The sequence below is a fragment of the Pseudomonas sp. Ag1 genome, from assembly GCF_000278565.1.
Taxonomy (GTDB): Bacteria; Pseudomonadota; Gammaproteobacteria; order Pseudomonadales; family Pseudomonadaceae; genus Aquipseudomonas.
In genome coordinates this window covers 38,637-51,185 of the sequence record NZ_AKVH01000101.1, presented here as the reverse complement: position 1 = coordinate 51,185, position 12,549 = coordinate 38,637, and the positions used below count along the sequence as shown (strand labels likewise).

Annotated in this window: 11 protein-coding genes and 1 tRNA gene; 4 read left to right on the top strand and 8 right to left on the bottom strand. The window is 60.9% G+C overall.

The annotated features are described in order from the left end of the window. Window positions 1–49: 49 nt before the first annotated feature. Both A462_RS14615 and A462_RS14620 read right to left on the bottom strand, forming a co-directional pair. Window positions 50–802: an ABC transporter substrate-binding protein gene (locus tag A462_RS14615; protein WP_003218061.1), complete on the bottom strand. Its 753-nt coding sequence runs from the start codon at window positions 800–802 to the stop codon at window positions 50–52. Between the two features lie 13 nt (window positions 803–815). Further along, the gene (locus tag A462_RS14620; protein ID WP_003218059.1) at window positions 816–1,589 is read right to left on the bottom strand and encodes an ABC transporter ATP-binding protein; all 774 of its coding nucleotides are present in this window, start codon (window positions 1,587–1,589) and stop codon (window positions 816–818) included. A 554-nt stretch (window positions 1,590–2,143) separates the two neighbouring features. Between A462_RS14620 and gabP the strand changes: the two genes are divergently transcribed. Next, entirely contained in the window at window positions 2,144–3,535 is a 1,392-nt protein-coding gene (gabP, locus tag A462_RS14625; RefSeq protein ID WP_003218057.1) for a GABA permease, read from the top strand. A gap of 135 nt (window positions 3,536–3,670) precedes the next feature. On the opposite strand, the gene A462_RS14630 is transcribed toward gabP, so the two are convergent. Beyond that, window positions 3,671–4,084 (bottom strand): hypothetical protein, encoded by a 414-nt coding sequence (locus A462_RS14630; protein WP_008435696.1) that lies wholly within the window; start codon window positions 4,082–4,084, stop codon window positions 3,671–3,673. A 73-nt stretch (window positions 4,085–4,157) separates the two neighbouring features. Next, complete coding sequence (locus A462_RS14635) at window positions 4,158–5,078, bottom strand: alpha/beta hydrolase family protein (protein ID WP_008435695.1); 921 nt, start codon at window positions 5,076–5,078, stop codon at window positions 4,158–4,160. A 172-nt stretch (window positions 5,079–5,250) separates the two neighbouring features. Between A462_RS14635 and A462_RS14640 the strand changes: the two genes are divergently transcribed. The 3 genes from A462_RS14640 (at window position 5,251) to A462_RS14650 (ending at window position 8,472) form a co-directional block, all read left to right on the top strand. After that, complete coding sequence (locus tag A462_RS14640) at window positions 5,251–6,216, top strand: arsenic resistance protein (protein ID WP_008435694.1); 966 nt, start codon at window positions 5,251–5,253, stop codon at window positions 6,214–6,216. 87 nt (window positions 6,217–6,303) lie between these two features. Beyond that, window positions 6,304–7,944 (top strand): ArnT family glycosyltransferase, encoded by a 1,641-nt coding sequence (locus tag A462_RS14645; protein ID WP_032899441.1) that lies wholly within the window; start codon window positions 6,304–6,306, stop codon window positions 7,942–7,944. A gap of 252 nt (window positions 7,945–8,196) precedes the next feature. Then, on the top strand, window positions 8,197–8,472 hold the full coding sequence (locus tag A462_RS14650) for a hypothetical protein (RefSeq protein ID WP_008435692.1): 276 nt from the start codon (window positions 8,197–8,199) through the stop codon (window positions 8,470–8,472). A 91-nt stretch (window positions 8,473–8,563) separates the two neighbouring features. On the opposite strand, the gene A462_RS14655 is transcribed toward A462_RS14650, so the two are convergent. The 4 genes from A462_RS14655 to A462_RS14670 form a co-directional block, all read right to left on the bottom strand. Continuing rightward, window positions 8,564–8,639 (bottom strand) — tRNA-Phe (locus tag A462_RS14655). Window positions 8,640–8,742: 103 nt separating this feature from the next. Further along, on the bottom strand, window positions 8,743–9,015 hold the full coding sequence (locus A462_RS14660) for an oxidative damage protection protein (RefSeq protein ID WP_003218046.1): 273 nt from the start codon (window positions 9,013–9,015) through the stop codon (window positions 8,743–8,745). Continuing rightward, a complete protein-coding gene (mutY, locus tag A462_RS14665) occupies window positions 9,012–10,079 on the bottom strand; it encodes an A/G-specific adenine glycosylase (protein ID WP_008435691.1) in 1,068 nt (355 codons plus the stop codon). Before mutY ends, A462_RS14660 begins: the two co-directional genes overlap by 4 nt. Next, window positions 10,076–12,292: an AsmA family protein gene (locus tag A462_RS14670; protein WP_008435690.1), complete on the bottom strand. Its 2,217-nt coding sequence runs from the start codon at window positions 12,290–12,292 to the stop codon at window positions 10,076–10,078. Before A462_RS14670 ends, mutY begins: the two co-directional genes overlap by 4 nt. Window positions 12,293–12,549 lie beyond the last annotated feature (257 nt).

Below are 12,549 nucleotides of genomic sequence, written 5' to 3'. Positions count from 1 at the left end.
GCTCAGGACCGGCGCACTCAAGCGAGCACGCCGGGCAGGCCATTCAGGATCACTCGATACTGAAAGGGAAGTACTTGTCGTTGATCTTCTTGTAGGTGCCGTCGGCCTTGATTTCAGCCAGGGCTTTGTTCAAGCGCTCGCGCAGCGGGTCGCCTTTGCGTACGGCGATACCGATCTTGTCGCTCTCGACCACCGGGTCGCCCTTGAATTCGTAGGCGGAGCCGTCTTTGCTTTTCAGCCACTCGTACTGCACGTACTTGTCGGCGAGCATCCCGTCCAGGCGGCCGGAAGTCAGGTCGAGGTAGGCGTTTTCCTGGGTGTCGTAGAGCTTGGCGGTGGTGTCCGGCAGCTTGTCTTCCAGGTAGGTACCGGCCAGCGTTGCGCGCTGTGCACCGATGATCTTGCCCTTCAGGTAGTCCGCGTCGGTCTTGAAGTCTTTGTTGGCTTTGGGCGCGATGAACTGCAGCTTGTTGGAGTAGTACGGGTCGGTGAAGTCGACGGCCTGCTTGCGTTCATCGGTGATGGACAGCGAGGAGACCAGGAAGTCGAACTTCTTGGCATTCAGGGCCGGGATGATGCCGTCCCAGTCGGAGACATACACTTCGCACTTCTCGACTTTCATCTTGGCGCACAGGGCGTCGCCGATGTCCTTGTCGAAGCCGACGACGTTGCCGCTGGCATCTTTATTGTTGAACGGCGGGTAGGCTGCTTCGATCCCCATTTTCAAGGTTTCAGCCATCGCCGTGGCGCTGAACGCCATCGAAACAGCGGCGGCCAAGAGGAATTTTTTATAGTTCTGCATGCATGTTGCTCCGTTAGCGGTTGCTGGACATGAATTGTTTGCAGCGCGCCGAAAGCGGGTTTTCAAATACCTGCTGTGGCGATCCTTGCTCTTCGACCAGGCCCTGGTGCAGGAACACCACTTCACTGGACACCTGGCGGGCAAAGCCCATTTCATGGGTGACCAGCAGCATGGTGCGGCCTTCTTCGGCCAGGGCGCGGATCACATTAAGTACTTCCTGAACCATTTCCGGGTCAAGGGCCGATGTGGGCTCGTCGAACAGGATGACTTTGGGCTGCATGGCCAGGGTGCGTGCGATCGCGGCGCGTTGTTGCTGGCCGCCGGACAGTTGCGCGGGGTAGGCATGACGCTTGTCACTGATGCCGACCTTGGCCAGCAAGGCTTCGGCGATTTCAGTGGCTTCGGCCTTGCTCTGGCCGAGCACGCGGCGCGGGGCCTCGATGATGTTGTCGAGGACGCTCATGTGCGGCCACAGGTTAAAGTTTTGAAACACAAAACCGATTTCGCTGCGCAGGCGGTTGATCTGTTTGCCGTCGGCGGCCACCAGTTCGCCGTTTTTCGCAGCCTTGAGCTTGAGCTCTTCACCAGCCACCAGGATTTGCCCCTGGTGCGGGTTTTCCAGCAGGTTGATGCAGCGCAGGAACGTGGACTTGCCGGAACCGGAGGAACCCAGGATCGAGATCACATCGCCGTCGCGGGCGGTCAGCGAGATACCTTTAAGCACCTCCAGCTCACCATAGCGTTTATGCAAGTTGCGGATTTCAAGCGCGGGCGTGGCCTCAGCCATGTGCGGTCCTCATTGTGTTCATTGCGCTCCTGCTGTTGGCCCGCCTTCCTGGCGAGGCGCCAAGCTAGCATAGCGTCCGGATGACAGCCAACAGCCCTGCAGGCGGTAAACAGACGGTCTGCGGCAGGGTGTCGCATCGGCACAGCAGTGTGTCGCGCCATCAACAACCGAACAGCCGTTTGAACCAGTATTCCTACAGGTTTCGCGTAAAAAAGGGCGCGATGGTGCCAGCTTTGGCCGGGTGTTGGAAGGGTTAAACCGGCGAACGGTCCTTATCAGCCCTTTTATGGGGCGTCACGTACAAATTGTGTGTGTTTTTGGTGCACTGATTCGTCTTTCAAGTGAGTCGCACAGTAACGCTATAGCGGAATGCCATTAGTGTCAGTGACTTACGAGAGCTATTGAGTTTCCCTACAGCCCGCGTCAATCGCGGCTCTGTAACATTTTGGCGCAAATCTTGCGTAAAAAATAAAGAACGCCCCGTTGGTTTCTTTTCACGAGAAAGACGCCAGACCGGGTGGACCGTATTCGCAATTCCTCGCAAAGGTGTGTCAATGAGTAGTACGCAAAGCTCCAATGACCTCGAACAGGGGCTCAAACCGCGTCACGTCACCATGCTGTCGATTGCCGGCGTTATCGGTGCCGGGTTGTTTGTGGGCTCCGGCCACGCGATTGCTGCGGCGGGCCCGGCCGTGCTGCTGGCTTATGCCGCCGCCGGTACGCTGGTGGTGTTGGTGATGCGCATGCTGGCCGAGATGGCCGTGGCATCGCCGGACACGGGTTCGTTCTCTACTTATGCCGACCGTGCGATCGGGCACTGGGCCGGTTTCACCATCGGCTGGTTGTACTGGTGGTTCTGGGTGCTGGTGATTCCGCTGGAAGCCAACGCTGCCGCGACCATCCTGCACGCCTGGTTCCCCGGCGTGGCGATCTGGGCCTTCACCCTGATCATTACCTTGCTGCTGACCGCGACCAACCTGTTCAGTGTGAAGAACTACGGCGAGTTCGAGTTCTGGTTTGCGCTGATCAAAGTGGTGGCGATCATCGGGTTTGTGATCCTCGGCATCCTGGCGATCTTCGGCTTCCTGCCGGGCAGCCAGGTCAGCGGCGTTTCGCACCTGTTCGACACCCAGGGCTTCCTGCCCAACGGCATGGGCGCGGTCTTGGCGGCGATCCTGACCACCATGTTCTCGTTCATGGGCACCGAGATCGTGACCATCGCGGCCGCTGAATCGAAGAACCCGGGCCAGCAGATTTCCAAGGCCACCAACTCGGTGATCTGGCGGATCGGCTTGTTCTACCTGGTGTCGATCTTCATCGTCGTGGCCCTGGTGCCGTGGAATGATCCTGCGCTGGCAGCGGTCGGTTCCTACCAGACCGTGCTGGAACGCATGGGCATCCCGAATGCCAAGCTGATCGTTGACCTGGTGGTGCTGGTGGCCGTGACCAGTTGCCTGAACTCGGCGCTGTACACCGCTTCGCGCATGATGTTCTCCCTGGGCCGTCGCGGTGATGCACCGGCGGTGTCCAAGATCACCAACAAGAGCGGCACGCCTTACTGGGCGGTGTTGCTGTCTACCGGCGCGGCGTTCCTGGCGGTATTCGCCAACTACGTGGCACCGGCGGCGGTGTTTGAATTCCTGCTGGCCAGCTCCGGCGCCATCGCGCTGCTGGTGTACCTGGTGATCGCCGTGTCGCAGCTGCGCATGCGCCAGAAACGCACGGAAGCGGGCGAGAAGATTGCCTTCAAGATGTGGCTGTTCCCGGGCCTGACGTATGCGGTGATCGTGTTCATCGTGGGCGTGCTGACGATCATGTTGTTCCAGGAAGCGCATCAGGTGGAGATCATTGCCACCGGGATCCTGAGCTTGCTGGTCGTTGCGGCGGGGCTGATGGTGTCGCGTCGGCGCAAGGGCCGGAAGGTTGGGGCTGCGGTGCTTAACTGACGGAGTGCTTTCGTCGCAATACCGTTGATCAAATGTGGGAGCGGGCTTGCTCGCGAATGCGGTGGATCAGTCGACATTTGAGCTGACTGACACACTGCCTTCGCGAGCAAGCCCGCTCCCACATTTCGTTTTGTATCAGTCTTCGGAATTCACCAGCGCCTGTGACGCCGCGACGTAATCGGCCTGGAATTCCGGCGACTCAATCCACGCCAGCGCTGCCGCTTCATCCTCGGTATCCGTGGCCCACTGGCGATACTCGATCAGCGCCGCGAGGATAAAGTCCGTCGCTTCTTCTTCGCCTTCCTGCTCCAGCACCACTGCCAGCAGCGGGTGCGCCAGGAACACGGCACACAGCGCCTGCTGGCTGGTTTCGCCAGCGGTGCGCATCTCCAGGAACAGCTCGGTCAAATCCACCGATTCAAGATCAATGCGGCTGTCATCGCCGGCAAAGGCATCCGGCTTGGTGGCGACGGCGCGTTGGGTGCGATTCTGCTTGGCCTTGGCTTTTGCCCGGTGGGCGCGTTTTTGCTGCTTGTTCGGCGAAGCCATGGGCTCACGTCCTTGGTGTCAGGATCTGGGGATGGGGTATTGAAGCGCAGGTCTGGAGAAATCCCAAGGCTTTCTAGGTGCGATCCGTCACTTGGCGCCCCGGCGTGCCGTTGGCCAACTCTCCCCGTTGCAGCCAAGCCAATGCAATCGGCCACAGCCGATCCTGATACTGGCTGCGAAAGAATGCGAAGTGTCCGACCTCTTTTTCGCCGATATCTTCAGGGGCGATCCGCAGGTGCGTGCGCTTGCTGCCGTCGAAGTAACCCAGCAGGCGCTCGATTGCCGCCACTGTGCCAAACGGGTCGTCGGTAATGCTGATGGCCAATATCTGTGCCTTCACCCGCGAAAACGGCAACTCGGGCAAGGCTCGCCCACTCGGACGTTTTTCATAACTCGGCGTCGGCGTACTCCAGTCGCGTACCACGCCCGCCGGGGTATCCTCCAGCCAGCCTATGCGCTTGCCCGGGAAGTAGCCAAAAACCGCTGTCACCAGCGGCATCACCACATGCCATTTGGCAAACATCCGCCAGCGCCCGCTCGCCTCGTAGTCGCGCCAGTAGGCAAACTGCGCGCCTACCGTCACCAGGCGCCGAATCACTGCGCCGGAAGCCCCGAGCCCCGCCGCACACCCTCCAAAACTGTGCCCGACCACATCAATCGGCTGCCCGGCAAACTCCCGCTGGGCCCGCTGCAGGATCGCTTCGAAGTCCAGCACGCCCCAATCCGACCACGAGGCCTTGAACCCTTTCAGCGAGCCGCTGCGGGATTCGCCGATGCCGCGGTAGTCGTAGGTGATGACGTCGAAGCCATTGGCAAACAGGTAATCGGCAAACCGTGAGTAGTGACGGCAGCGTACGGAGGTGGCGGCGTTGATGATGACGACCGGGCGTTCAACGTCTGTGCGCGGATGGCGCCATGTGAAGCCGCCGATGGAATGCCCATCGGCTGTGGGCTCGCGGAATGCTTCGGCTTGAGGTCGGACTGGCAGGTTCATGAACAGGCTCGATCATTGCGCTTTCGATGGGGTGTCAAAGGCCCGTGCGCAGTTTTATGAGAAGTCGAAACTAACAAATTTCTGCTATGAAGACCCCGGGGATTTTTCTGAGGCTCGACCTGAGCGGCACAGATGCCTAGGCTTAGACCCTTTCGCCCACCAGAGCCGGCCCATGACCCGCGACACCCTCGAACAAAACCAGATCCCGATCTACTTCGCCAGCGTGGTGCTGGCTGCCGTTGTTGGCCTGCTGGCGCCCTCCATGGCTCAAGGTGTGGCCGCCCTGGTTACGCCCGCCATCGCCGTGCTGATGTACGCGATGTTTCTGCAAATCCCCTTTCTGGACCTGCGCCAGGGCTTGGGCAACAAACGCTTTATGGCCGCATTGCTGCTGGCCAACTTCATCCTGATTCCGCTGCTGGTGTGGGCGCTGACTCGGGGCCTGGTGGAACACCCGGCGATCCTGGTGGGTGCGTTGCTGGTGCTGTTGACGCCGTGCATCGACTACGTGGTGGTGTTTACCCATATCGGCAAGGGTGACTCGCGGTTGATGCTGGCGGCGACCCCGATTCTATTGTTGCTGCAACTGCTGCTGTTGCCGGTCTACCTGGGGTTGATGCTGGGGGCGCAGTCGCAGGTGGCGGTTGCAGTGGGGCCGTTTGTCGAGGCCTTCCTGCTGCTGATCGTTGCCCCCATGATTCTGGCGGTGCTGACCACTTCCCTGTCCCGGCGCTCACCGGTCGTCAGTGCCTGGAACGATGCCTGGGCCTGGCTGCCCGTGCCGGCCATGGCGCTGGTGCTGATGGTGGTGATCGGTTCGCAGATCACCGCCGTGGTCCGCGATATCGGCCTGCTGGCGCCGGTGATCCCGGTGTATATCGGCTTCCTGTTGCTGGCCCCGCTGATGGGGGCGCTGGCTTCGCGCCTGTTCAAGCTATCGGCGCCCACGGCGCGGGCGGTCACCTTCAGCGCCTCCACGCGTAATTCCCTGGTGGTGCTGCCGCTGGCGCTGGCGTTACCCGAAGAGATCCGTGGGCTCGCTGCTGCCGCAGTGATCACGCAAACCCTGGTGGAATTGGTAGGGGAGCTACTCTATATCCGCCTGCTGCCGCTGCTGATCTGGCCCGCTCGTCGTTAGGCGGATGAATGTTTGATTCCGTTCAGGGCTTATTCAGGGTGGCGTTCGGCAACATGAGCCGGTTTACCCCACCTGACAGGCTGAATAATGGATCAACACAATCGCTTTCGAATGGAATCGCTGGGTATTTTCCTCATCGCCCTGCTGCTGTTCACCCTGGGCATCTGGGACCAGCAGCCACAGGGCTTCGACGGCCGCTGGGCCGTGTTCATGCAAGAGATGTTTCGCCACGGCGCGAGCCTGTTTCCTACCACCTACGGTGAGCCTTACCCGGACTATCCGGGCACCGCGACCTACCTCAGCTACCTCTTTGCCCGTTTATTCGGCGCGCCCAACGACCTGGCTAACGTGATGCCCACCGCCCTGGCGTCTGCCGGGGTCATGGCGCTGATCTACCGCTTGCTGGTGCCGTCGGGCCGGGCGTGGGCGCTGCTGACGGTGCTGCTCACCGCATTGACTGCCCAGTTGCTGGAGAAGTCGCGCTCGGTGTGCCTGGACCAGATGATCTCGTTGTTGTGCCTGGGGTGTTTCTACCTGCTGCATACCGGTGAGCGCCTGGGCTCGCGGCTGCGCCAATATGCGATCTTTCCGTTGTTCGTGGTGGCGTTTGCCATTCGCGGGCCGCTGGGGTTGATCGAGGTGTGCGGGGTGGCCTGTGTCTACTGGGCGCTGGGCACCGCTCGTACGCGGCAAGAGCGGATTGCACTGCTGAAAAAGGTGATTGCCCACGGCGTGGTCGGTTTGATCCTGCTGGCCGGCTGTTGGTGGGCGCTGTTGAAACTGGCACGGATCAGCGGTGGCGATGCTTTCGTCGATGATGTGCTGCGGATGCAATTCACCGGGCGCCTTGATGAAACCGGTGAGGCGTTCTACTTCTATTTCAAGCTGAGCCTGTACCGCTATTTCCCGGTGGTGCCGCTGGCCCTGGCGACGATGATTGCCCTGCGCCACAAATGGTCGGCCCGCCACGACGATGCCGATGTGCAGTTGATGCTGCGTTTGGCCGCCTGCGGACTGATGATTTTGCTGGGCTTGTCGGTGCCGCACTTCAAGCGCGCCTACTACATCGTGCCCATGGTCCCGATGTTTGCCGCGGTGGCCGCCTATGGCTTGCTCCAGGCCCAGGGCTGGTTGCTGGGCGTGCGGCGTGGCTATGAGTGGCTGGTGGCGGTCCTGCCGGTGCTGGGCATTGTCGTGGTGTTTGTCTGTCGGCATCTGTGGCACAAGCACGGCTACTGGCCGGACGTTTCAGTGCCGGCGCTGGTGGGTGTGCTGATCGTGCTGCAACTCGCAGCCGTGATTGCCTGGCGCCGTTTGCAGGGCAATCTCGGCCAGCGCCTGGTGGTGCTCAGCGTGATTGCGCTGGCCACCCAATGGCTGGTGCTGGTGAAGGTTGTGGAGCCGGCCAAGGACCTGCAATTCGACACCAGGAACTTCGTAAGCGCGGTGGAAAAGCTGCGTGCCGATAATCCCGGGACCCTGGTGTTCGTCGATCTGGCCAAGGACACCTGGGCGATTCGCTACATCATGAACCTGGATCACGACGAGCAGCCGCTGTTCATCGGGCGCAACCAACCCTTGCTGGTGGATACGCTACCGCGCCCCGCCTGGGTGATTGTGGAGCGCAAGCAAACCGCATTGCTCAGCGGCACGCCGCTGGAACACATGGCGCCGGTGTTCAATGGGCGGTTGAATGACAACCCGCTGCTGGTGTTCCTGGTGAAGTGACTCAGTCGCCTTGACATCCTTGTCGGTGGTGACGCCGACGAGAGTGGCGATCACTGGGGAATTAAGGATGGATCAATGGGGTCGGAATGAGGTGTTGATAACCGGCACTTTGGATCGTCTTACTGTATGGTCGCCGCCTGGATGACCGGTTGGTCTGATTGGAGCGCTTTGCAGCCTGCCGCAAAACAGGCGCCTGCTAGGCTTGGGTACTTTCGTGGTGATGAGTTTGGGTGCGACATGGAAGCAGTAAAAATGGATTTTGAGTATGCCGGTGCCGAGAGCGTCGGTAGTGCCCACGTGATCGGCCGTTCCTGGCTTGGCGGCCTCAGCATCTGTTTTGACGGAGGCTGCAGCTACCCCTCGATGATCAGCGTGCTGGAGGCTGTATTCAGGCGCTACGGACGCCTGGTGCGTTTTGGCGAGTCGCTCTCGGCGCAGGATTGGATTGCGCGCGTGGAGGAGAGTGGTTTTCACATCTCCGAGCAGGAGCGGGTTGCGGTGTTGACGTTGATGCGGGGCGGGGGCTGAAGGAGTCAAAAACGGCAGGCAACAAAAAACCCGCACCAGGCGGGTTTTTTGTGTGTTTCAGATGACGTTTGCACCACCTGAAACTAATTAGTGGTGCCCAGAGACGGAATCGAACCGCCGACACGGGGATTTTCAATCCCCTGCTCTACCGACTGAGCTATCTGGGCAACGGGGCGCATTAAACGGGTTTTTCAGGGGGTCGTCAAGCAAGTTTTCAAAAAATATTTAATTATTACCGTCGCTTACGGGCCAACCCCCAAATTTGATCAATTATTCAGCAGGTGGCACGTAGCCGTCGGCCTTGGCGTAATCCTCGCCGGAAAAGTACTTGTCCATCTCGTCCTGCAGGTATTTGCGGTCTTCGGCGTTCATCATGTTCAGGCGCTTTTCGTTGATCAACAGGGTCTGGTGCTTTTGCCAGTCAGCCCAGGCCTTGGCGGAGACGTTGTCGAAAATGTCCTGGCCCTTGGCGCCAGGGAACGGGGCGCGCTCCAGGGCGGGCAGTTCTTCGTGGTACTTGCGGCAGATGATGGTGCGGGTCATGACGGAACTCCTGCGTTCAATACTTCAGCCGCGCGCTTCAGCAGTTTTTTCACCGGGGCGGCAAGGCCCAGGCGCGGCGGGGTGGCGAGGTTATACCAGAGCCAGTCAGCCTCGGCCACGTGATGGGCAGACTCCTGGACCTGGACCAGCCAGGGTTCGATAGCCAGTTGGAAGTGGCTGAAGGTGTGGATCAGGCTCGGCAGCTCCTGGTGTTTGCCCAGCGCCAGCGAGTGCTGGTTGGCCAGGTGTTCCAGGTCTGCCAGGTCATCCAGCTCCGGCAGGCTCCACAAACCGCCCCACAGGCCCGTGGAGGGGCGACGGTAAAGCAGGATCGCGCCCTCGCCATTGGCCAGCATCGGCATCAGAGTGCGCTTCTGGGGCACGGTCTTGCGTGGCTTGGGGATCGGGTAGCGGGTTTCCAGGCCGAGCAGGTGCGCTTCGCAGCCCTTTTCCAGCGGGCACAGCAGGCAGCTGGGCTTGCTGCGGGTGCAGAGGGTGGCGCCCATGTCCATCATGGCCTGGGTGTAGGCGTTGACGCGGTCATGGGGCGTAAAGCGCTCTGCGGTGGCCCACAGCTGTTTGGCGACCTTCGGCTCGCCCGGGTAACCCTCTTGCGCGGTAAAGCGCGCCAGCACGCGTTTGACGTTGCCATCGAGGATCGGCGCTCGCAGGCCCATGCTCAGGCTGGCAATCGCACCCGCGGTGGACAGGCCAATGCCGGGCAGTTCGGTGAGTTTTTCGACGTCACGGGGAAACTCGCCACCATATTCGGCAACGACGATCTTCGCGGTCTTTTGCAGGTTGCGCGCCCGGGTGTAGTAACCCAGCCCGGTCCACAGGTGCAGCACTTCGTCTTCCGGCGCGGCAGCCAGGGCTTCGACCGTTGGCAAGGATGCCATGAACCGGTCGAAGTAGTTCAGCACGGTGCTGACCTGGGTCTGCTGCAACATGATCTCCGAGACCCACACCCGGTAAGGCGTGATGCCCTGTTGCCAGGGCAGGTCATGGCGACCGTGGCGGTCGTACCAGTCGAGCACCGCCGTTGAAAACTGCTCGTTTCTCATCGTTTGAACAGGCCTTTAAGCGCGTCTTTCAGCTGTGGATTGACCTTGTCGAGCTTCTGTTCAAGCTTCTCGCCGAGCTTGTTGCCTGCCGCCTTGATGGCGACCTGGCTCAAGCCGTCCTTGTCCAGGCGGCAGGCCTTGGCGCCCAGTTCCAGTGGGCCACGGCAGCGCAGCGGGACTTCGATGTTCTGGAAGTTGGAGCCCACCTGGCAAGCCGGGTCCGGCACGTCGCGCTGGTCGCCTTCGACGATGATGCCGACGCGGTAGTCCATGCCCAGCACGCGCAGGTCGACGTCACCGTCGCCGTTGACGGTCAGGCCTGGGATGCGCACTTTCAGGTCGGGGTTGCTGGCCACGCCATTGCGGAAGGTCAGGTTGCCCTTGAGTTCCTGGAACGGGGTGTCCTTGCCGCGCTGGTCGCCGCTGAGGGTCTTGCGGTTGAGCAGGGCGATGCCGGTGCACAGCTGTTGCTCGATGTTGGCGTTGAGCAGCACGCCGTTGTTGATCGCGAAGCTGGCGGTACCGTTGAGGCTGTCGATCAGGGCTTTCTGGCTATTGCCGCGGCCGTTGAGGTTGCTGTCGAGGGTGAGCTGGCCCTTCACCGGCGGGTTCTGCCCCTGGGCTTGCAGGATGCGTTCGACCGGTACCTGCTTGATGCGGGTTTGCAGCGCCAGCAGCGGGATGTCCTGGCGCACGTCAAGGTTGCCGTTGGCCTGGAAGGTGCCGTTGTAGAGGCCGCCGCTCAAGGTATCGAGCTTGAGCTGGCCATCGAGGCCGGAGGCTTTCAGGGCGGCATTCTGGATCGGCAGCTTGCTCAGGGTCAGTTGGCCAAAGGACAGGTCGGCGTTTACGTCCAGGGTGCGCAGGCGGGTCAGCGGCAGCAGCTTGTCGGTACTCCACGCGGCTTTGGTCGGGGCGTCCGGCAACGGTGTGGTGCCACCGGCCGCCATGGCGCCGGCTTCGCTGTTCTGCACTTCAGCCTGGCGTGCGGCCGCGGCGCCCTTGGCGGCTTCGGACTTGGCCGGCAGGTAGTTGTCGGCGTTGAACGTATCGGCCTTGAGCTGCACCCGCAGGGATTGCCTGGCGAAATCATCCACGGCCACGCGACCGGTGAAGGTGCTGTCGTCGAGTTTCAGGTTGAGGTCTTCAAGCGCCAGGCTGGTCGGCGTGCCCTTGAGGCGGCTGACCAGTTCGACCTTGCTCAGGCTGCCGGCGGCCATCGGTGGCAGCGGGTTGCCGACGCTGTCGAGGAACTTGGCCAGGTCAAACTGGGCAATCGACAGGGCGCCGCTGAGCTGTGGAGTCTTGTCCAGGTCGTTGACCTTCAACTCGCCCAGGGCGCGCAGTTGGTTCAGCGACAACTTCATGCCGGTCCATTCGGCGATATTCGCAGACTGGTCCACCAGCAATTGGCCCTGGGTCGAAAAGGTCACGGTCTTGCCTTGCAGCGGCTCGCCGGTGGCTTCACCAGTGACCTTCATGTCTTCGAACTGGTAGCGCTTGAGGGCGCGCTGAATGCGCAGGTTGCCGTTGACCTCGGTCTTGACGCGCATCAGCGGCTGGTTGGTGCCGAAGAACGCGGTGAGTTTGACCGGGATGCTTGCACCTTCGTGCACGGCGCCGGCACTCAGCTGGATGCTTTCGGCGCTGAACTGCTTGCCGGTCTGCTCGTCGTTGTATTCGACGCGGGCGTTGTTGATGGTCAGGCTGTCGATGTCCAGGCGGATCGGCTGCGGCGGCTTTTCAGGCTTGGGCGGTGTGGCCGCTTCAGCCACGGCAGGCGTGGTGGCGGCGGTAGCCGGGTCCGGCACATTCTTGCCGATGTCTTCCCAGTTGCCGTGGCCATGCACGTCTTTGTTCAGGCGCAGGTTCAGGCCTTCGACACGTACATCGCTCATCTGCACTTCACGGCGCAGCAGCGGCAGCACGCGCACCGACAGGCCGAGCATCTGCAGGTCGGCAAACGGTTGGCTCGGATTGGTCAGGGTCGCAACGCTGGCCTCGTGCAATTCAAGACCGAGCCAGGGGAACAGGCTCCAGCCGATGTCGCCATTGAGCGTCAGCTCGATGTGGGCCTTGTCGCGGGCAATCTGGCGAATCTCGTCTTTGTAGTCGTTGGGATCGAAGAGATGGGTCAGGGCAAAGCCTAGAGCCACAATGATCAGCAACAGCCCGAGAAGTACCAGACCCAGGATTTTGCCGAACGCTTTCATGGGCGAGTCCTTGTATGTCGATTTTAAAATTTAGCCGAAGAGTATAACGCTCGTAGCCCTATGGCTGTTTAGGGATCGTTACATGGCGTCAAACAAATCAGATAACTCCAGAAAGGTGATATCAGTTTGGTTTTTCTGTCATCCACAGATGCTAATCTGCGCATGTTCGTCTGCCGTCTGCGACTAAACGTCGCGTTTAAAAGGAGCTTTACTCAACAAAACGGCCACGCCTTGCGTGTAAGGCCGAGGGAGAGAGC

Coding starts and splice junctions, on each gene's coding strand:
- A462_RS14635 (WP_008435695.1), bottom strand. CDS start 5,078: ATGAACCTGCCAGTCCGACCTCAAGCCGAAGCATTCCGCGAGCCCACA.
- A462_RS14615 (WP_003218061.1), bottom strand. CDS start 802: ATGCAGAACTATAAAAAATTCCTCTTGGCCGCCGCTGTTTCGATGGCG.
- gabP (WP_003218057.1), top strand. CDS start 2,144: ATGAGTAGTACGCAAAGCTCCAATGACCTCGAACAGGGGCTCAAACCG.
- mutY (WP_008435691.1), bottom strand. CDS start 10,079: ATGAGAAACGAGCAGTTTTCAACGGCGGTGCTCGACTGGTACGACCGC.
- A462_RS14645 (WP_032899441.1), top strand. CDS start 6,304: ATGGATCAACACAATCGCTTTCGAATGGAATCGCTGGGTATTTTCCTC.
- A462_RS14640 (WP_008435694.1), top strand. CDS start 5,251: ATGACCCGCGACACCCTCGAACAAAACCAGATCCCGATCTACTTCGCC.
- A462_RS14660 (WP_003218046.1), bottom strand. CDS start 9,015: ATGACCCGCACCATCATCTGCCGCAAGTACCACGAAGAACTGCCCGCC.
- A462_RS14620 (WP_003218059.1), bottom strand. CDS start 1,589: ATGGCTGAGGCCACGCCCGCGCTTGAAATCCGCAACTTGCATAAACGC.
- A462_RS14630 (WP_008435696.1), bottom strand. CDS start 4,084: ATGGCTTCGCCGAACAAGCAGCAAAAACGCGCCCACCGGGCAAAAGCC.
- A462_RS14650 (WP_008435692.1), top strand. CDS start 8,197: ATGGATTTTGAGTATGCCGGTGCCGAGAGCGTCGGTAGTGCCCACGTG.
- A462_RS14670 (WP_008435690.1), bottom strand. CDS start 12,292: ATGAAAGCGTTCGGCAAAATCCTGGGTCTGGTACTTCTCGGGCTGTTG.